The organism is Pseudomonas sp. PA-7-1E (assembly GCF_021605325.1).
Lineage (GTDB): Bacteria > Pseudomonadota > Gammaproteobacteria > Pseudomonadales > Pseudomonadaceae > Aquipseudomonas > Aquipseudomonas fluorescens_BV.
The window spans coordinates 1-20,286 of record NZ_WKFA01000066.1 but is presented as its reverse complement, the minus strand read 5'-3'; the positions used below and the strand labels follow the sequence as shown (position 1 = coordinate 20,286).

General features: G+C 60.4%; 12 protein-coding genes. 9 read left to right on the top strand and 3 right to left on the bottom strand.

Going from position 1 to position 20,286, the window contains the following annotated elements:
- Positions 1–95 precede the first annotated feature (95 nt).
- From GIW79_RS25950 to GIW79_RS25940, 3 genes are all read right to left on the bottom strand, one after another.
- Positions 96–3,824: an autotransporter domain-containing protein gene (locus GIW79_RS25950; RefSeq protein ID WP_236453657.1), complete on the bottom strand. Its 3,729-nt coding sequence runs from the start codon at positions 3,822–3,824 to the stop codon at positions 96–98.
- A gap of 289 nt (positions 3,825–4,113) precedes the next feature.
- Entirely contained in the window at positions 4,114–5,508 is a 1,395-nt protein-coding gene (locus tag GIW79_RS25945) for a PhoH family protein (protein ID WP_005785025.1), read from the bottom strand.
- A 339-nt stretch (positions 5,509–5,847) separates the two neighbouring features.
- The gene (locus tag GIW79_RS25940) at positions 5,848–6,972 is read right to left on the bottom strand and encodes a polysaccharide deacetylase family protein (protein ID WP_236453660.1); all 1,125 of its coding nucleotides are present in this window, start codon (positions 6,970–6,972) and stop codon (positions 5,848–5,850) included.
- A 241-nt stretch (positions 6,973–7,213) separates the two neighbouring features.
- Between GIW79_RS25940 and yaaA the strand changes: the two genes are divergently transcribed.
- From yaaA to GIW79_RS25890, 9 genes are all read left to right on the top strand, one after another.
- Positions 7,214–7,993, top strand: a complete 780-nt coding sequence (gene yaaA, locus GIW79_RS25930) for a peroxide stress protein YaaA (RefSeq protein ID WP_034128704.1) — start codon at positions 7,214–7,216, stop codon at positions 7,991–7,993.
- Positions 7,994–8,872: 879 nt separating this feature from the next.
- Positions 8,873–10,189 carry a nucleotide sugar dehydrogenase gene (locus tag GIW79_RS25925; RefSeq protein ID WP_054898938.1) on the top strand — a complete coding sequence of 439 codons (1,317 nt, stop codon included), beginning with the start codon at positions 8,873–8,875 and terminating at the stop codon, positions 10,187–10,189.
- A gap of 81 nt (positions 10,190–10,270) precedes the next feature.
- A complete protein-coding gene (gene alg8 / locus GIW79_RS25920; RefSeq protein WP_161794312.1) occupies positions 10,271–11,752 on the top strand; it encodes a mannuronan synthase in 1,482 nt (493 codons plus the stop codon).
- Between the two features lie 37 nt (positions 11,753–11,789).
- Positions 11,790–12,956: an alginate biosynthesis protein Alg44 gene (locus tag GIW79_RS25915; RefSeq protein ID WP_034128707.1), complete on the top strand. Its 1,167-nt coding sequence runs from the start codon at positions 11,790–11,792 to the stop codon at positions 12,954–12,956.
- A gap of 170 nt (positions 12,957–13,126) precedes the next feature.
- Positions 13,127–14,506: an alginate biosynthesis TPR repeat lipoprotein AlgK gene (gene algK / locus GIW79_RS25910; protein ID WP_442968634.1), complete on the top strand. Its 1,380-nt coding sequence runs from the start codon at positions 13,127–13,129 to the stop codon at positions 14,504–14,506.
- On the top strand, positions 14,503–15,993 hold the full coding sequence (locus tag GIW79_RS25905) for an alginate export family protein (protein ID WP_236453666.1): 1,491 nt from the start codon (positions 14,503–14,505) through the stop codon (positions 15,991–15,993). Before algK ends, GIW79_RS25905 begins: the two co-directional genes overlap by 4 nt.
- Complete coding sequence (gene algG / locus GIW79_RS25900; protein WP_054921026.1) at positions 15,993–17,561, top strand: mannuronan 5-epimerase AlgG; 1,569 nt, start codon at positions 15,993–15,995, stop codon at positions 17,559–17,561. Before GIW79_RS25905 ends, algG begins: the two co-directional genes overlap by 1 nt.
- An 11-nt stretch (positions 17,562–17,572) precedes the next feature.
- Positions 17,573–19,021, top strand: a complete 1,449-nt coding sequence (locus tag GIW79_RS25895; protein ID WP_034128799.1) for an alginate O-acetyltransferase — start codon at positions 17,573–17,575, stop codon at positions 19,019–19,021.
- An 8-nt stretch (positions 19,022–19,029) separates the two neighbouring features.
- Positions 19,030–20,139 carry a mannuronate-specific alginate lyase gene (locus GIW79_RS25890; RefSeq protein ID WP_236453668.1) on the top strand — a complete coding sequence of 370 codons (1,110 nt, stop codon included), beginning with the start codon at positions 19,030–19,032 and terminating at the stop codon, positions 20,137–20,139.
- The last annotated feature ends 147 nt before the right edge of the window (positions 20,140–20,286 follow it).

The following is a 20,286-nucleotide window of genomic DNA, read 5'->3' as shown; positions in this document are numbered from 1 at the left end:
TCAGGAGCAGCGATTGTAAACCTGTGGGTCAAAATTTGCGCAGGGCTGTTTATCCCATCCTGTAGGAGCGAGCTTGCTCGCTCCTACATTCAAGGTTAGAACCGGAACGTAAACCCGGCATTGATTCCGTTATTGTTCCCTCGGTTGGAGAGCAAGCCGCTGTAGTTCAACGACACCAGGGTGTCCTGGGTCAGGGCCATTTCCGCACTGGCTTTGATCACCGCGCCATCCCTCGCCACAGGCACGCTGTTGACGGCGAAGGCCGTGTCACTACCGGCAAACTTCAGAGAAGCTTCACGATCGGTGTCACCAAACTGGTGCTCCCACCCCAGCTCACCGCGCAGGGTCACCGCCGAGGTGGACGTGAGTGGCAACTGAGTATGGCCACGCACGCCCAGGGTGGAGAGCGTCGCGTCCTGGCTTTGCTGGCTGGCATGCAAGGCTGCAGCACCGCCTTTTTCCTTGAACGAGTCGCTTTGATAGTTCAGATACGTGAGGTTGGCGAAGGGTTCAAGCACGCGCCATTGGGTGTAGCCGATCTCGGCAAACACTTGGTCGGTGCGCGCGTTGTAGTCGGCTTTGGCATGGTCCGACTGATTGGCATAGGCCACCCGACGCGAAGTGTCCAGACGGTGCCAGGTGCTGGCACCGCCCAGGCGCAGGGCAATCGCCTCGAAGCGTTTGCCGCCGTAGACCGACAGGTGATAGTTGTCGCTGTCCGCCGACGCCGACTGGCCGTTGAGGTGGCTTTGGGTATAACCGGTCGCCGCGCCCACGCGCCAGCCGTCGTTCACCTCGGTGTCCAGGCCCAGCAGTACGCCGCTGGTGGACGAGGAGTAGCCGCTGGCGTTGTTATCACCACTGACGTTGTTGCGCCCACCAAGTAGCTGTACCCAGCCGCCGTTGTCACGGCTGTCGATCTGCGCGCTGGAGTCCAGTGCCTGCGCCTGTCGCAGGCGAGCGTTGACCGCTTCACGCAGGTAGCGGCTGTCAGCCATTTGCGCTGCGGCCACGTCCGAATGCAATTGCCCTGAAAGTTGCTTGAAGCCCTCCCGCGCCTGGGCGGCGGAATCAGACGCCAACAGGCTTTCGTAGACCGGGCTGCCAGCGCCCAATGTCTCGGCCACCGTCGCCACCGCTCGCTCATTGCGGGTTTGCGCGACACTGGCGAAGGTGGTCTGGTTGCGGGCTATCGCCAGGGTCAACTGGTTCGGTTGATAGTTGAGCGCAGTGCCAATGAACAGGTAGTTGGGGGCAAACGCTGCAAACTGCCCCTGGATACCTTGGCCGGCACTGAGGATATTGAACTGCTGGCCCAGCAAGCTGCGCGCCTCGGTGGCGGTCAACAGGTTGGGGCTGTTCTCCAGGGACACGCTCACCACACCGCCATTGAGGGTCGCCACCCCGCTGCTCTGCAACTGGTCGCTGCGGCCATCGGCCCCGACTTCGACGGCATACACCGAACCCGGGTTGAACGTGACATCGCCGGTGCGCAGTGTGCCAATCGAATGCCCCGGGGCCACTCGCCCACCGTTGTTGACGGTCAAGGCGCCCACCGTGCCGTTGCCGGCCAGGGTGCCGCCCAGTGTGGTCATCACGCCGTTATCGGCATTGCGCGTGCCTACGGCGCTGCCATCTACCGTCACGGCAGAGGTCAATGCGCCGTCCACCGACAATTTGCCTCCACGCACCCAAGTACTGCCCGAATAGCTGTTCTGGCCTTCCAGCACCAACTCGCCATCCCCGGACTTGACCAGGCTACCGACGTAGGTGCTGCCGGTGAGCACGTCCTGGCCGCGGGTGAGTGTTGCCTGCTCCCGGGCATGACCAATGTCGTATTCAAACTGATCGTCGGCCGAGGCATTGGCGGGCAGGCCGTCGAGCCAGCCTTTTTGCTGCTTGGTGGCGGCCCAGGTCGCCTGTTCGGCAGCGTCTTCTACGCGACGGGCGCGAATGGCCTCATCGGAAATCGGGTTGGCCCAGATATCGCGGGTACCGCTGGGCAACGCCACTGCTACCGCACCGAGGAACTGCCCCGGCCCTTGCATAGCTTTTTGCAGGTTGGGCAAGCCCCAGCCACTGACCACACCTGGTACTTGCGGGGCACCCGGCGCGGCATCATGCACCGGTTGCAGGTTGTCATAGGTGCGGCCTCCGGTCAGCTCGCCAACCGGCGTGTCCGGGCCATCCGGCGCCTGCAGGCTGGAGGTGGTCAGCAACACGTCCCGCGCCTGGCTGGGCGTCATATAGGGGAAGCGCTGCATAACCAACGCCAGGGCTCCGGAAACGCTCGGCGCGGCGGCCGAGGTGCCGTTGGCATTCGGGATAATTTCGCCCTCGGGGCCGGCGGACGGGATGCCCGACACGCCCATCACGCACCACCACTTGGAGGTACCGCAACGGTTGTAGACCTGGGCGCTGGTCTCGTCGTAGCCGGTGATGGAGAGGAACTTAGCTTCGATATCCGGCTTGAAAAACGGCAGGTTCGCATTGGTGTCCGGGTTGGCACCGTGGCTGTCGTTGCCCGCAGAGATGATCTGGATGAACGTGTTTTGCCGGGCCGCATCGGCCATGGCGTCCATCCAGGTTTTCTGCCCGGCGTGGGCCTTGTCCCAGAACGGGCGATAGGCGGCGGTCATGTCGCGCAGGTTCTGCGCGGCGCTGTCGCCGACGTTGCCGAAGTGGTTCTCCACGTCATTACGCGAGCTCTGCCCCCAGCTCTGGTTGACGATCGCCACGTTCTTCGCCGCCAGGGCGTTGTAGCTGGCCATGAATGCGTTGTAGTCGAGGTCGTTGGAGCCTTGGTAGCGGTCGTTGTCGCTGCCGCCGGTGTTGGCGACAAACAGATTGGCGTCGAAGGCAATGCCGTGCATACCGGTGCCGTCGCGGTTGGCGGCCAGCACCCCGGACATTTCTGTGCCATGCCCGTCGTTGAACGCGGGGTCGTATTCCCCTGGGATGCTGAAATGTTCGCCCTGCTTGAACTCGCCGCTGGGCACTTCAAGGCGGTAGCGCGGGTGGGTGGCGTAGTACTCGCCCGTGGAGGTTACCGCCTGCACCCGGTCCTGGCCCTGAGCATTTTTGCCCTGGAACTCGGAGTGTTCGGTGAGGATGCCCGAGTCGAGTACGCCGACATTCACCCCCTTGCCGGTGATGCCCAAGGCATAGGCGTAATACGCGTTGGTGCGGTCCAGGCCGGAATTGACCTGAGCTTCCGGGGTCTTCCAGGTTTGCGCGTTGGCACTCCAGTCACGGGTTGCGCCAGCCCAGGACTGGCCTGCGTTCAATTGCCCGCTCAGGTTGCTGCTCACGCCCGGCTCGACGTAGGTGAAAGGCTTGGCGGCCGGCAGGTTGGCGATAATGGCCTTGGAGAAGTCCAGAATATTGGTGGTGTAGCGGCCGCTGTTGCTGAACAGCCGGCTGCGGTAGTAATCCAGGCGCGAAGCGTAGTCCAGTGGCCGACGGGTGTCGCCGAGCATGGCGCCAATGGTCAGGTTCTCGGGTTGCAGCTCATAGTTTTGCTTGAGGGCCGAATCGAACTTGCCGGACTGGGCCGCGAAGTCCTTGGCCGCAAGATCGACAATATCCGCGTAGGCAAACCTGAGGTTTTTGTACACGGCGGTATCAGGGCCGAATGAGGCGACGGCTTTCCTGAACGCCAATTCCAATACCTGCGGGGTGTAGGGGTTGTCGTCTGCATTGGCCATGGAGCCGTGGCCCAGCCACAAGGCCAGGCCGAGTGCTATGGGTGTGAGGGGTGTGGTCTTGAAACGGGGAGTGCGATTGCGTTGCGACACAATGAAGCCATTACCTGCTACGTCCATTTTCCTTTCCCTTTGGATATGTGCGTCATCAATGAGCGATGTTTTTGTAATAGGCAGGGTCACGGTGAAAACCCTGGACAGGTTTTCTAAACGTTCGTCGAATCAAGGAGGTGGTGTTCCGACGGGGTCTTGCAGTGTTCTTATAGTTTTTATCGCAAGAAAAAATGTAACAAAATAATTACAGAGACCACAAGCACCCGGGACGCGTTAACGCAGGCAAATGTCGCACAAAACAAAAACCCCGGACTTCGTGAAAAATCCGGGGCTTTTCGTCGCAGGTTCGCTGCAGTTAAAGATGGGACTCGGCGTATTCAGCCAGAATCGAACGCGGTACCCCTTGCAGCGCAATGTGCACGCCGTTCGGGAAGTCCTTGAAGCGTTCCGTCAGGTAAGTCAGCCCGGAGCTGGTCGCGGACAGGTAAGGGGTGTCGATCTGCGCCAGGTTGCCCAGGCACACCACTTTGGAACCGGCGCCAGCACGGGTGATGATGGTTTTCATCTGGTGCGGCGTAAGGTTCTGGCATTCATCAATCAGAATCAGGCTCTGCTGGAAGCTGCGACCTCGGATGTAGTTGAGGGATTTGAACTGCAACGGCACTTTGCTGAGGATGTAGTCGACGCTGCCATGGGTGTTTTCGTCATCCATGTGCAAGGCTTCGAGGTTGTCGGTAATAGCCCCCAGCCACGGCTCCATTTTTTCCGCCTCGGTACCGGGCAGGAAACCGATTTCCTGGTCCAGGCCCTGCACGCTGCGGGTGGCGATGATGCGGCGATAGCGTTTGGTCACCATGGTCTGTTCGATGGCGGCGGCCAGGGCGAGGATGGTTTTCCCCGAACCTGCGGCGCCCGTCAGGTTGACCAGGTGAATGTCCGGATCGAGTAGCGCATACAGCGCCAGGCTCTGGTAGATATCACGCGGTTTCAGGCCCCAGGCTTCCTGGTGCAACAGGGGTTCCTGATGCAGGTCGAGGATCAGCAGCTTGTCGACCTGGATCTCTTTGATCCAGCCCACGAAGCCCTGTTCGTCGACGATGAACTCATTGATATGCACGGCCGGCAGGTTGTCGATCAGCTGTACCTGGTGCCAGGTGCGGCCGTGGTCCTGACGGGTTTCGACCTTGCTGACACGGTCCCAGAACGAGCCGGTCATCATGTGATAACCACGGGACAACATCGACACGTCGTCGACCAGTTGGTCGGTGCTGTAGTCCTCGGCAGCGATCCCACACGCTCGTGCCTTGAGGCGCATATTGATGTCTTTGGTCACCAGCACCACGCGCAGGTCCTTGTCGCGGGCGTGCAGGTCGATCAATTGGTTGATGATTTTGTTGTCGTTCAGGTTTTCCGGCAGCAGGCTGTTGGGCTCGCTGCGCTTGCTCATCAGGATCGACAGCAAGCCCTTGGGCCCGCTCTTGCCACGCTGGATGGGCACGCCGACCTCGACGTCCTCGGGCGAAGCTTCACCCAGGGTCTTGTCGATCAGGCGGATGGCCTGGCGGCATTCGGCGGCAACGCTGTGGTGGCCGCTTTTGAGTTTGTCGAGCTCCTCAAGCACGATCATCGGGATGGCGACGTGGTGTTCTTCGAAGTTCAGCAGTGCGTTTGGATCGTGGATCAATACGTTGGTATCAAGCACATAAAGGATTGGCTGGTCGGAAGAAGGGTTACGTCCATGATCATCCATACTCGGTCACCTTTGTGGGAGCCATTCGACGCAATACCTGGGCGGTGCTGCGCCTCGATTCGACCACCGAGTGCACCTGAGGGACGTCAAGTGCAGTGCCCACATGCGGAGTCTTGGAAGACGCCACCTGTGTTGCAGGTTTCGGCGGTCTGACTTCGTAATACCGCAAAACCCATGACAGGAAAAAGCACTTTGACGCTTTTTTGAAGTTTATTTTTCAGGATGACGAATAGCACTAGCCGAGTGCCATGTACCCCGTTAAAGTCGGAAGTCCGCCTGCATCGAAATGTTGCAGCAAATCGCCCCGAAAACACCCCATCCCCAGCAAAGCCGGGCACTTCATCGAAATGCCTCGCGACACTCCTGCCAACCCAAGCCACTCTGCGCCGTAGCCTGCAACACCATCGGCAATCCCACCCGCGCCTTGCCCTGGGTGTCGTGAAACACGATCACGCCTTTGCGCCATAGCAGCATCAATGTCAGCACCCGTTGCGCCGACTCATCAGCCTTGAGCTTGCCCGGCTCGTCCTGGGAGTCGATGTCCCATAACGCCACCTGCAAACCCTGTTGCTGGAAGAATCCCTGGCTGTCCGCGCGGCGCTGCCCATACGGTGGGCGGAACAAGGGCACATAGTTTTCCGGCATCAGGTTCTGTACCAGCCCGGCACTGCGGGTGATGGAGCTTTGCCAGTCGACCCAATGGCTGTGGGAGCGGTACTGCCAGCCCTGAAGCCCAACGCACTGCCCTTGGTACAGCGCCTGCACATCGGCGGCGGAACTGCGCTCCACGCGGGTTTGCAAGCTGCTGCCAAGGACAAAGAACGTCGCGTTCATCTTTTGCTTGCGCAGGTAATCGGTGAGCCAGTCGGTATTGCCGCTGACAGGTGCAGGGCCACCGTCGAAGGTCAGTAAAAACATCCGGTCATTGAGTTCATCACCGTTGCGCTCATGATCGCCAAAGCGCGCCACTTCACTGCTGATCTGCGGAAACAGCGCGGCCTTGCGCAACAACTCGTCCAGATAGCGTTCGTGGAAGTGCCGGCTGGGGGCGGCCCAGCCTATATAGAAAGAGTTGTCACTGACCTCGAATTTGCCGGCCTGCTCACGCAGGTCGTCCATGTTTTCCACCAGGTAGCAGAACGAGGCGTCTTCTTCGCAGCTCTGCTGGGCGAATGTGTAGTTCTCCAACAGCCGTTGCCAGAGCTGGCGACGCAGGTCGCCGATGGCGGCCAGGTTGATGTTCTTCAGCCCCAGGCGTTGCTTGAGCGCCGCGTCGTCCAGGGCTTCGCTGGCGAGCAGGCCGTGGGCGAACATCAGGATCTCCGCACGCGAAGCCACATCGAACAGCGCCGGGCTGGCGAGTTTTTCCGGCCAGGTACCACGGTCCAGGCTGGCGACATCCACCGGCGCGGCCTGGGCATTCAGGCACAGCAGGCAAGCGGACAATAAAAGCGCTAATCGCACACGAGGTCTCCCTCTACAGAGTTACCGCCCATCATAGCGGACTGGTCCGCCCTTTTTGTGTAGGAGCGAGCTCGCTCGCGAAAAACGTCCGGGCACCGCGTCTATTCAGTCTGCCAGCATTCTCGTTGACGACTTTCGCGAGCAAGCTCGCTCCTACAAAAACCGGGGCCTATCGGCTTGATAGGTGGAGTCGAACGCTCCAACCCCCTAGAATCCCCCCACGATTCCAGGAGCCAACTTCATGCTGATGGTGATTTCCCCCGCCAAAACCCTCGACTTCGAGTCCAAGCCGGTCACTGCGCGCTTCACCCAGCCGCAGTACCTGGACCACTCCCAGGAACTGATCGAGCAACTGCGCGAACTGAGCCCGGCGCAAATCAGTGAGCTGATGCACGTCTCCGACAAGATCGGTGGCCTCAACGCTGCGCGTTTCGGCAGCTGGACGCCGGCCTTCACTCCGGCCAACGCCAAGCAGGCGCTGCTGGCGTTCAAGGGCGATGTGTATACCGGCCTGAATGCCGAGACTTTCAGCGAGGCCGATTTCAGCTATGCCCAGGACCATCTGCGTATGCTCTCGGGCCTCTACGGCCTGCTGCGCCCGCTGGACCTGATGATGCCGTATCGCCTGGAGATGGGCACCAAGCTGGCCAACGCCCGCGGCAAGGACCTTTACGCGTTCTGGGGCACACGCATCAGCGAATGGTTGAATGAAGCCCTGGCCGAGCAAGGCGACGATGTGCTGCTCAACCTGGCGTCCAATGAGTATTTTTCGGCGGTCAAGCGCACGGCCTTGAACGCGCGGATCATCAATACCGAGTTCAAGGACCTGAAGAACGGCCAGTACAAGATCATCAGCTTCTACGCGAAAAAAGCTCGGGGCATGATGAGCCGGTTTGTGATTGAAGAACGCATCAACGATCCGGCCCAGCTCAAGCAGTTCGATGTACAGGGCTATCGCTTCAATGCGGAGCAGTCCAAGCCGGATAACCTGGTGTTTTTGCGCGATCACGCACCGGAATAAGGCCTGTACAGCCACCAACATCAACTGTGGGAGCTGGCTTGCCTGCGATAGCGGAGGGTCAGCCGACTCACATGTCGCTGATACACCGCTATCGCAGGCAAGCCAGCTCCCACATTTTTTGCCTGCATTTCACCCCACCAATCGTCATTTATTTGACGTCAAAAAATATCAAGACACATCTCTAACAATTTCTTCACTCGACACTCGTCGGTTTTTTTCGTAGTGGCACCACTTTTTTTTAACGGTAGTGGCACAAAACTATCCTCTCGCACCAACTCCCCATAACTACTGGCCTAAATAGCAAGTGCTATCAATATAGTACTAGTGCCATCTTTTCTAATATTTCAAAAAATTTCCGGAAAGGGGATGAGCGGCCCGGAACTTCGTCTTGAAGCACCGCTCATACCACCGGTAACGAAATTCTCTGTTTACGTAAGAGATGACTTACATACCGACCAATGGAAGTAGCCAAGTTGTCATAAAGCACTTTGGCTCGAGGGTCATATCATCAACTGATTGAGTTGAGGGCGGCGATAAGGACTCATTGCCAACCCCCTAAAGGCCAAGGCAGCGCTGACCTAAATGAGCCAGTGTTAACACCCAAGGCTTTGATATCAAAAGGCTTATTGCCTGTATCAAAGCTCTGCGGCACTGGCGCCGGACCCTTCCGCCACGGAAAACCGGCTGCATTTCAGGGCAAGCCCCAATAATAAGGCCACGTTGCGCACAACTTGAGTGCAATAGTTAGTCACTCGCTATTTAACATGCCTGCACGCGGTAAGTCGGCGTCTATTCGCCTAACTTTCGCGGCATCAGTGACGCTTGCAAACATGAACTCCGGCCATCTAATGGCATGATTTAAACATAGAGGTAATTGCGATGCGCATCAGCATATTTGGTTTGGGTTACGTTGGCGCCGTGTGTGCCGGTTGCCTGTCTGCCCGTGGCCATGAAGTGGTCGGCGTAGACATCTCCAAGGACAAGATCGACCTGATCAATGCGGGCAAATCCCCCATCGTTGAACCGGGTCTGGGCGAACTGTTGAGCCAAGGCATCGCAACCGGTCGACTGCGCGGTACCACCAACTTCGCCGAAGCCATCCGCGACACCGACCTGTCGATGATCTGCGTCGGTACGCCGAGCAAGAAGAACGGCGACCTGGAACTGAACTACATCGAGTCGGTATGCCGCGAGATCGGTTTTGTACTGCGTGACAAGACCACCCGCCACACCATCGTGGTGCGCAGCACCGTACTGCCGGGCACCGTGGCCAACGTGGTAATCCCGATCCTCGAAGACTGCTCCGGCAAGAAAGCCGGCGTTGATTTCGGCGTCGCGGTCAACCCGGAATTCCTGCGTGAATCCACCGCCATCGCCGACTACGACCTGCCACCGATGACCGTTATCGGCGAGTTCGACAAAGCCTCCGGCGACGTCCTGCAGTCGCTGTACGAAGAACTCGACGCGCCGATCATCCGCAAGGACATCGCCGTTGCCGAGATGATCAAGTACACCTGCAACGTATGGCACGCCACCAAAGTCACCTTCGCCAACGAGATCGGCAACATCGCCAAGGCCGTCGGCGTTGACGGTCGTGAAGTGATGGAAGTGGTCTGCCAGGACAAGACCCTCAACCTGTCCCAGTACTACATGCGCCCAGGCTTCGCTTTCGGCGGTTCGTGCCTGCCAAAAGACGTGCGTGCCCTGACCTACCGCGCCGGCTCCCTGGACGTGGAAGCACCGTTGCTCAACTCGCTGATGCGCAGCAACGAATCCCAGGTGCAGAACGCCTTCGACATCGTCTCCAGCCACGACAAGCGCAAAGTCGCCCTGCTGGGCCTGAGCTTCAAGGCCGGTACCGATGACCTGCGTGAAAGCCCATTGGTAGAACTGGCGGAAATGCTGATCGGCAAGGGCTACGACCTGAGCATCTATGACAGCAACGTCGAGTACGCCCGTATGCACGGCGCGAACAAGGACTACATCGAAGGCAAGATCCCGCACGTGTCGTCCCTGCTCAACTCGGACTTCGACGAAGTGATCAACAACTCCGACGTGATCATCCTCGGTAACCGTGACGAGAAGTTCCGCGCCCTTGCGCACGAAGCCCCGCACGGCAAGCAAGTGGTCGACCTGGTGGGCTTCATGTCCAAGGCCACCAGCGTGAGCGGCCGTACCGAAGGTATTTGCTGGTAACAGCAACGGCAAGTTTCAGGCTGCCAGTGGCTTACCCCAGCGCTTGCAGCCTGAAGCCTCCTCACCTTGCGGATGACGCTTATGTCCAAGTTAAAACATGTATTTCTGCAATCTGCCGGCTGGCTGTTCTTTCTCAGCCTGCTGATGGGGCTCGCCCTGCTGTTGCCGGCGAGCACCTTCGATTCGCAATCGAAGAATTTTATTTTCCTGATTGGTGCCGTGGGTATCTGGCGCTACTCGATGGGCGCGACGCATTTCTTTCGCGGCATGCTGTTCCTGTACGTGGTGTACCCGCACCTGCGCCGCAAAGTGCGCAAGCTGGGCAAGGCCGCCGACCCGTCCCATGTGTTCCTGATGGTCACCAGTTTTCGTATCGATGCACTGACCACCGCCCAGGTCTACAGCTCGGTGATTCGCGAAGCCATCGACTGCGGCTTCCCCACCACCGTGGTGTGCTCGCTGGTGGAAATGTCCGATGAGCTGCTGGTGAAAAGCCTCTGGGAAAAGATGAACCCGCCGGCTCACGTCAAGCTCGACTTCGTGCGTATCGCCGGTACCGGCAAGCGTGACGGCCTGGCCTTCGGTTTTCGCGCCATCTCGCGTCACCTGCCGGACGACCGCGCCGTGGTTGCCGTGATCGATGGCGACACCGTGCTGGCCGAAGGCGTAGTGCGCAAGACCGTGCCGTGGTTCCAGCTGTTCGGCAATGTCGGCGGCCTGACCACCAACGAATTCTGCGAAGTGCGCGGCGGCTACATCATGAGCGAATGGCACAAGCTGCGCTTCGCCCAACGCCACATCAACATGTGCTCCATGGCCCTGTCCAAGCGCGTGCTGACCATGACCGGGCGCATGTCGGTATTCCGCGCCAGCGTAGTGACTGACCCGGGCTTTATCGCCGACGTGGAAAGCGACTCGCTGCAACACTGGCGCCTGGGCCGCTTCAAGTTCCTCACCGGGGATGACAAGTCCAGCTGGTTCAGCCTGATGCGCCTGGGCTACGACACCTTCTACGTGCCGGACGCCGCCATCAACACCGTGGAACACCCGCCGGAAAAGAGCTTTATCAAGGCCAGCCGCAAGCTGATGTTCCGCTGGTACGGCAACAACCTGCGCCAGAACTCCCGTGCCCTGGGCCTGGGCGTGCGTCGCCTCGGCCTGTTCACCAGCGTGGTGCTGTTCGACCAGCGCGTATCGATGTGGACTTCCCTGCTCGGCCTGACCGTGGCCATGATCGCCACCTTCAAGTACGGCGGCGCGTTCATCCTCGCCTACCTGCTGTGGATCGGCATCACCCGCCTGATCCTCACCCTGCTGCTGTCGTGCTCCGGCCACAAGATTGGCCCGGCCTACCCGCTGATTCTCTATTACAACCAGATCATGGGCGCGTTGGTGAAGATCTACGTGTTCTTCCGCCTTGATCAACAGTCCTGGACCCGCCAGGACACCAAACTGACCCGCGATTTGGCCAGCTTTCAACGTTGGTTCAACACCTGGTCGTCTCGGACCATGACCTTCTCCGCCGGCAGCATCTTCGTTGCCGTGTTGCTGATGATGGTCTGACCCTGCCAAGCCTGAATTAACCTAGGAATTACACCCGATGAATAGCCAAGTAAACGCCAACGTTGTCCACGAATCCGAAGCCCAGCGCCAACACGCCCGGGTGAAAATCCCGGCCAAGCTGCGCTTCTTCAACAGCGACCGCACGCCGACCGAAGCAAAGGTTATCGACCTGTCCGCCGGCGGCCTGGCTTTCACCGCTACCCAGCCGCTCACCATCGGCCAAGTGCACAAGGGCCGCCTGCAGTTCGTGATCGATAACCTCGGCCTGGCCATGGACGTGGAGCTGCAGATTCGCTCCTACGACCGCCAGACCGGCCGCACCGGTTGCCAGTTCCAGAACCTCGATGCCCAGGATATTTCCACCCTGCGCCACCTGATCACCTCGCACCTGTCCGGTGACATCGTGACCATGGGCGACGTACTCGCGACCCTGCAACGCGACAACTTCACCAAGGCACGCAAGGTCAAGGACGGCGGCAGCGGCATGACCGCGTTCGGTCGCCTGCGCGCCGTGACCTTCAGCCTGGCGATCTTCCTGGTGGGCCTGGCGGCCTTCGGTTTTGTGGTCAAGTCGCTCTACGGCATGTACTTCGTCAGCCACGCCCAGGCCGGCCTCGTCAGCGTACCGGGCATGAACGTGACCATGCCCCGTGACGGCACCGTGCAAAGCCTGCTCAAGGGTGATTCGGTAGCAGCCAAGGGCGCGCCGCTGGCGACCTTCAGCACCAGCATGCTCGACGTGCTCAAGGGCCACCTGGACGAAGACCAGTTGCAACCGGCCAAGGTCGAAGAACTGTTCGGCAAGCAAATGACCGGCACCCTGACTTCGCCGTGCGATTGCGTGGTGGCCCAGCAATTGGTCGCCGACGGCCAGTACGCCAGCAAGGGCGATGTGATCTTCCAACTGGTGCCACGTGGCAGCCAGGCTAACGTTGAAGCCCGCTTCACCTACCGCCAGTTTGGCGATGTACGCCCAGGTACGCCGGTGAGCTTTCAGGTCGCCGACGAAGAACAGGTTCGCACCGGCACCATCGTCAGCAGCACCAGCCTGAACAGCGCCGACCTGTCCTCCGACATCCGCGTGCAGATCAAGCCTGATGCACCGCTGGACAGCACCTACGCCGGCCGCCCGGTGGAAGTCACCAGCGACCGTGGCCCATCGCTGAACTGGCTGATCGACAAAGCCATGGCTCACGGTCTGTAAGCGAGGACATGCCTGTGATGACTCTCTCAAAAACACCACAATCCCTGTGGGAGCGGGCTTGCTGTGGCGAGGGAGCTTGCTCCCGCTCGACAGCGCAGCTGGAGCCGGCTTTTGGGGGCGCTGCGCACCCCAGCGGGAGCAAGCTCCCTCGCCACAAAGGCAGTGCCCACATTGGTTCGGTAGCGTTGATCGCCCTAGCAATCAGCCTGGCCGGTTGCGCCGGCCTGCCCGACCAGCGCCTGGCCAACGAAGCCCTCAAGCGCGGCGACACCGTCACCGCGCAGCAGAATTACCAGCAACTGGCAGACCTGGGCTACAGCGAGGCCCAGGTGGGCCTGGCCGATATCCAGGTCGGCACCCGTGACCCGGCGCAAATCAAACAGGCCGAAGCCACCTACCGTGCGGCGGCAGATACGTCGCCGCGTGCCCAGGCACGCCTGGGTCGCCTGTTGGCGGCCAAGCCCGGCGCCACTGAGGCCGAACACCATGAAGCCGAAAGCCTGCTGAAAAAAGCCTTTGCCAATGGTGAAGGCAATACCTTGATCCCGCTGGCAATGCTGTACCTGCAATACCCCCACAGCTTTCCCAACGTGAATGCCCAACAGCAGATCAGCCAATGGCAGGCGGCGGGTTACCCGGAGGCCGGCCTGGCCCAGGTGCTGCTGTATCGCACCCAGGGTACCTACGACCAGCACCTGGATGATGTGGAGCGCATCTGCAAAGCCGCGCTGACCACCACGGATATCTGCTACGTGGAGCTGGCCACGGTCTATCAGAAAAAACAGCAGCCGGAACAACAGGCCGAACTGCTCAAGCAAATGGAAGCAGGCGTAAGCCGTGGCACCGTGACTGCGCAGCGCATCGACAGCGTGGCCCGCGTACTCGGCGATGCCACCCTCGGTACCCCGGACGAAAAAACCGCCCAGGCATTGCTGGAAAAAATCGCCCCTGGCTACCCGGCGTCCTGGGTCAGCCTGGCGCAACTGCTCTACGACTTCCCCGAACTGGGCGATGTCGACCAGATGATGAAGTACCTCGACAACGGCCGTGCCGCCGACCAGCCACGCGCCGAATTGCTGCTGGGCAAGCTCTACTACGAAGGCAAGTGGGTGCCGGCCGATGCCAAGGCTGCCGAGGCGCATTTCGAGAAAGCCGTGGGCCGTGAAGTGGCCGCCGATTACTACCTCGGCCAGATTTACCGCCGTGGCTACCTGGGCAAGGTCTACCCGCAAAAAGCCCTCGACCACCTGCTGACCGCAGCGCGCAACGGCCAGAACAGCGCCGACTTCGCCATTGCCCAACTGTTTTCCCAAGGCAAGGGCACCAAGCCCGACCCGTTGAACGCCTATGTCTTCAGCCAACTGGCCAAGGCCCAGGACACGCCAGAGGCCAATGACCTGGCCACCCAGCTCGAAGCGCCGCTGACGCCTGAGCAACGCGCCGAAGGCCAACGCCTGGTGCAACAGGAACTGGCCGCCCGCGGCACCCTGGCCCAAAGCACGCTGCAACTGCACGCCCTGCAAGAAGAAGACGGCGAGGAATCCCTATGAAGCTCAACCCATTCGTCAAGGCCGGTATCGGCCTGACCTTCGCCCTGCTGTGGTCGTGCCCGACCCTGGCCGCGCTCACCGAAGCCAAGAACTTCGGCCTGGAAGTCAAAGCCACCGCGCAGTCTGAAGATGACCGCGACCTCGGCACCCAGAAAGGCGGTGACGTCAACGGTATCGGCCTCGACCTGCGCCCCTGGATCTACGGCGAAAGCGGCGCATGGAGCGCCTACGCCATGGGCCAGGCAGTGGTTTCCAGCGATATCATCGAGACCGACACCCTGCAACAGTCGGCCGATGACACCACCGAGCAGCAGTCGAGCAACGACGACCGCAAGGCCAAGAAAAACTACCTGGCCCTGCGTGAGTTCTGGGTCGGCTACAGCGGCTTCACGCCCTACCCCGGCGAGATCCTCAAGTTCGGCCGCCAGCGCCTGCGCAATGACGACGGCCAGTGGCGCGACACCAACATCGAAGCGTTGAACTGGACCTTCGACACCACCCTGCTCAAGGCCAACGTCGGCGCTGCCGAACGTTTCAGCGAATACCGCACCGACCTCAAGGAACTGTCGCCGGTCGACAAAGACCGCCAGCACTTCTACGCCGACGCTGCCTACCAGTGGACGCCGGGCCAGTGGATCGGCGTGCGCGGCCACCACACCCATGACGACGGCAAGCTCGACTACGCCGAACCGGGTGTCGCCAGCGACCCGTTGGACAAGCGCGAAAACGGCGACCTGACCTGGCTGGGCATCGAAGCCAACAGCGACGCCTACAACTGGCGCAACACCAACACCGTCAACTACTGGGCAAGCATCACCGGCATGCGCGGCGACCGCGACAAGGTCAACGCCTTGAACGCTGACGGCACACGCCCCACCAGCGCCAAGCGCAGCGATGACCTGAGCGGCTGGGCCACCGATATCGGCGTGCGCCTGCGCCTGGATCCGCAGTGGCAAGTGGGTGCCGCGTACTCGCGCGCCAGTGCCGAGTACGAACAGAACGGCCTGCAAAGCAACCGTTCGAACTGGACCGGCACCCAGTCCCGCGTGCATCGCTTCGGTGAAGCGTTTCGCGGTGAAATGAACAACATGCAGTCCATGAGCCTGTTCGGTTCCTGGCAACTGCGCGAGGACTACGACGCCAGCCTGGTGTACCACAAGTTCTGGCGCGTGGACGGCAACAAGCCGGTGAGCAGCAACGGCATCGACGCGGTGCAGAACAACACCGATGACGTCACCGGCGCGATCCTCTCCAGCACCTCCCTGCCCCTTGAAGACGGCAAGAAAGACCTCGGCCAAGAAATGGACCTGGTGGTCACCAAGTACTTCAAGAAAGGCTTGCTGCCAGCCGCGCTGAGCCAGTCGATCGACGAGCCTTCAGCCCTGGTGCGTTTGCGTGCCGGTGTGTTCAAGCCCGGCGATGCCTATGGCAGCCAGGTCGACTCCTACATGCACCGCGCGTTTGTCGACGTGGTCTGGAAATTCTGATGGGAGCCTGCGCCATGAATGCTCAAAGCCTACTCGTCGCGGCAATGCTGATGGCCAGCGCCACAGCGTTTGCCGATACGGCGGCCAAGGCGCCGATCATCGCCAAGGAACTGCAACAGGCCAAAACCTACACCATCTCCAGCCCGCCCACCGCGCCGTTGGAAATGGCCAAGCCGGCGCTGCCCGACCTGTCGGGCTACACCGCGCAGGCGATGGAAAAGAAAATCGTCAAGACCAAAGTCGGCAAAATCAGCATCCGCCGCATGATGCAGGAAGACGCACTCAAGGACTTTATCGGCGGCGATAACAAGATGGCCGAATGGGTAGTGCGCCAACACGGCATTCCCCAGGCGATCTTTGTCGACGACGGCTACATGAACCTCAAGGACCTGCTGGGCAAGGTGCCCAAGCAGTACTTCAGCGAAACGTCGCCGGGCGTGTTCCTGGCCAAGTTGCCGATCGTGGTGGGCCGTAAAGGCATCCTCGATATCGACAAAAACACCCAGGAACTGCGCCTGTCCCAGCAAGCCGGCTCGTTTTTGATCAACGACGGCCAGCTGTTCGTGCGTGACACCAAGGTCACCGGCTGGGATGAAAAAACCAACGGCCCGGCGCTGTTCAAGTCAGCCAAGGAGTTCCGCCCGTTCCTGCTGGCCTGGGGCGGCACCGAGACCTATATCTCCAAGACCAAGATGGCCAGCTTCGGCTACGCCAACAGTAAGTCGTACGGGGTGAGTATTTCCCAGTACACGCCGAACATGGCCAAGGTGCTCAAGCGCCCCGAGCCGACCGGTTGGATCATCGACTCCGAGTTCTCGGACATGTGGTACGGCTTCTACTGCTACGAGACCACAGGCTTTGTGATCAAGGGCAATACCTACAAAGACAACATCGTCTACGGCATCGACCCCCATGACCGTTCCCACGGCCTGATCATCGCGGACAACACCGTGTACGGCACCAAAAAGAAACACGGCATCATCATTTCCCGGGAAGTGAACGACAGCTTCATCTTCAACAACCGCAGCTACGACAACAAGCTTTCGGGCCTGGTGATCGACCGTAACAGCGTGAACAACCTGATCGCCGACAACGAGATCTACCGCAACCACACCGACGGCATCACCCTCTATGAGAGCGGCGACAACCTGCTGTGGGGCAACAAGGTGATCAGCAACCGTCGCCACGGGATCCGCGTGCGTAACAGCGTGAACATCAAGCTCTACGAAAACACCTCGATGGCCAACGGGCTGACCGGCGTGTACGGCCACATCAAGGACTTGACCGACACCGACCGCGACATCGCCCTCGACCCGTTCGACGCCAAGGTCTCGCTGATCGTGGTCGGCGGTGAACTGGCGGGTAACGGCAGCGGGCCGCTGTCCATCGACTCGCCGTTGAGTATCGAGCTGTATCGCGTGTCGATGCTGGCGCCGACCAAATCCAGCGGCATCAGCTTCTCCGGCATCCTGGGTGACCGCCAGGAAGAAATTCTCGACCTGCTGGTGCGCCAGCAGAAAGCCGTGCTGATCGACCCCGTCGAACGCCAGACCGAATTGCAGGACTGAGGATGACCCTTATGCACCCACACATGATCAAACTGCTGAGCCTCTCGGGTCTGACCCTCGGCCTGCTCGCGGCCAGCCAGGGCGTACGCGCCGATGAAGTCAAAGCTCCTACCTTCACCGCCGAACCGTGCTGCAGCCTGTGCCCGGCCGCCCATGACGCCAAGAACTACACCACGCGCTACCAGCAGAACTTCACCACCTTAGTGCAAGCCCAGGGCGACTGGCTGTTCCGTACCCAGGAAGACCTGCGCACCGAGTTCGACACCACCCCGGCCGGCTACAAGCGCATGCAGCAGTTGCACGATGCGTTCAAGAGCAAGGGCGTGGAACTGGTGGTGGTCTACCAGCCGACCCGTGGCCTGGTGAACCGCAACAAGCTCAACCCTGAGGAAAAGGCCAAGTACGATTTCGACAAGGCCCTGACCAACTACAAAACCATGCTCGGGCGTTTCGCCAAGATGGGCTACGTGGTGCCAGACCTGTCGCCGCTGACCAACGAGCAACTGCCGGATGAGTTGCCGGCCCACGATTTCTACTTCCGTGGCGACCAGCACTGGACCCCGTACGGCGCCCAGCGCACCGCGAAAATCGTCGCGGCCAAGGTCAAGCAGATGCCGGAATATGCCGAGATTCCCAAGCGTGAGTTCGAGACCAAGCGCTCGGGCCGCATGGGCAAGACCGGCACCCTGCACAACATGGCCGGGCAACTGTGCGGCACCAGCTATGCGATCCAGTACATGGACCAGTTCACCACCGAGCCCAAGGGCGAAGCCGGTGACGGCGACCTGTTCGGCGATTCGGGCAACCCGCAGATCACCCTGGTGGGCACCAGCCACAGCGGCAAGAACTACAACTTCGCCGGCTTCCTGGAAGAAGAAATCGGCGCTGACATCCTCAACGTCGCCTTCCCCGGCGGTGGCCTGGAAGGCTCGATGCTGCAGTACCTGGGCAGCGATGAATTCCAGAAGAGCCCACCGAAGATCCTGATCTGGGAATTCTCGCCGCTGTACCGCCTCGACCAGGAAACCATCTACCGCCAGATGATGGCGCTGCTGGACAACGGCTGCGAAGGAAAGACCGCGCAGATGTCGGCCAGCACCACGCTCAAACCGGGCAAAAACGAACTGATGGTCAACAGCGCGAACAAAGACCTGCGCAACGCCAACCATCAGGTCGATATCCGCTTCGCCGATCCGTCGGTGAAAACCTTGCAAGCCACCCTCTGGTACATGAACGGGCGCCACGAGGACATCAAGATCGAGAAACCCGAAACATCCGATACAGACGGGCGTTTCGCCTTTGAACTGCGCACCGATGAAGACTGGGCCTCGCAGAACTTGCTGGCCGTGGAAGTGCAGGGCCCCGAAGCGGGCGCTGCGGCGCAGAAGGTTGAAGCGAAAATTTGCACACGCAACGTATTCCCAAGCGGTGGTCAGCAGACCGCCCAACTCGGGAAGTGAGGTTACTTATGCAAAAGTTATTGCTCGCTACCCTGCTGGGCCTGGCCGTGTTTGCCGGCTCCGTGAATGCGGCCGCGCCGTTGCGCCCGCCCCAGGGCTATTTCGCACCGATCGAAGCGTTCAAGACCGGCGACTTCAAGAATGATTGCGACAGCATGCCAACGCCCTACACCGGGCCATTGCAGTTTCGCAGCAAGTACGAAGGCTCCGACAAGGCCCGTTCGACCCTGAATGTGCAGTCGGAAAAAGCCTTTCGCGACAGCACCGCCGACATCACCAAACTGGAAAAAGACACCAGCAAGCGCGTGATGCAGTTCATGCGTGACGGTCGCCCGCAGCAACTCGAATGCACCCTGAACTGGCTGGTGTCATGGGCCAAGGCCGATGCGTTGATGTCCAAGGACTTCAACCACACCGGCAAGTCCATGCGCAAATGGGCATTGGGCAGCATGGCCTCGGCCTATGTGCGCTTGAAGTTCTCCGAGTCGCAGCCGCTGGCCAAGCACCCGCAGGAAGCCCAGCAAATCGAAGCCTGGTTCAACAAGCTGGCCGACCAGGTGGTGAGCGACTGGGACAACCTGCCCCTGGAAAAAACCAACAACCACTCCTACTGGGCCGCCTGGTCGGTGATGGCAACGTCCATCGCTACCAACCGCCGCGACCTGTTTGATTGGGCGGTGAAGGAATACAAGGTCGGCGTGAACCAGGTCGATGACCAGGGCTTCCTGCCGAACGAATTGAAGCGCCAGCAACGCGCCCTGTCGTACCACAACTACGCCCTGCCGCCGCTGTCGATGATCGCCAGCTTTGCCCTGGTCAACGGCGTGGACCTGCGCCAGGAAAACAACAGCGCGCTCAAGCGCCTGGGCGACAAGGTGCTGGCCGGGGTGAAAGACCCGGACATCTTCGAGCAGAAGAACGGCAAAGAGCAGGACATGAAGGACCTCAAGGAAGACATGAAATTTGCCTGGCTTGAGCCCTTCTGCACCCTCTACACCTGCGCCCCGGACGTGATCGAACGCAAGCATGGCATGCAACCGTTCAAGACCTTCCGCCTGGGCGGCGACCTGACCAAGGTCTACGACCCGGCGCATGAAAAAGGCAACAAAGGCAGCTAGTCGCTGATCGTTCCCACGCTCTGCGTGGGAATGCAGCACGGGACGCTCTGCGTCCCAAAGCGTGACGCACAGCGTCACAAGAGGCATTCCCACGTAGAGCGTGGGAACGATCACAACCTCCACCGAAATCGTGGGGGGGTTTGGGGG

Bases quoted from the DNA above. Each gene is read 5' to 3' on its own strand.
- yaaA (WP_034128704.1), top strand. From the start codon at position 7,214: ATGCTGATGGTGATTTCCCCCGCCAAAACCCTCGACTTCGAGTCCAAG.
- GIW79_RS25925 (WP_054898938.1), top strand. From the start codon at position 8,873: ATGCGCATCAGCATATTTGGTTTGGGTTACGTTGGCGCCGTGTGTGCC.
- GIW79_RS25905 (WP_236453666.1), top strand. From the start codon at position 14,503: ATGAAGCTCAACCCATTCGTCAAGGCCGGTATCGGCCTGACCTTCGCC.
- GIW79_RS25915 (WP_034128707.1), top strand. From the start codon at position 11,790: ATGAATAGCCAAGTAAACGCCAACGTTGTCCACGAATCCGAAGCCCAG.
- GIW79_RS25950 (WP_236453657.1), bottom strand. From the start codon at position 3,824: ATGGACGTAGCAGGTAATGGCTTCATTGTGTCGCAACGCAATCGCACT.
- GIW79_RS25945 (WP_005785025.1), bottom strand. From the start codon at position 5,508: ATGGATGATCATGGACGTAACCCTTCTTCCGACCAGCCAATCCTTTAT.
- GIW79_RS25895 (WP_034128799.1), top strand. From the start codon at position 17,573: ATGCACCCACACATGATCAAACTGCTGAGCCTCTCGGGTCTGACCCTC.
- GIW79_RS25890 (WP_236453668.1), top strand. From the start codon at position 19,030: ATGCAAAAGTTATTGCTCGCTACCCTGCTGGGCCTGGCCGTGTTTGCC.
- alg8 (WP_161794312.1), top strand. From the start codon at position 10,271: ATGTCCAAGTTAAAACATGTATTTCTGCAATCTGCCGGCTGGCTGTTC.
- algG (WP_054921026.1), top strand. From the start codon at position 15,993: ATGGGAGCCTGCGCCATGAATGCTCAAAGCCTACTCGTCGCGGCAATG.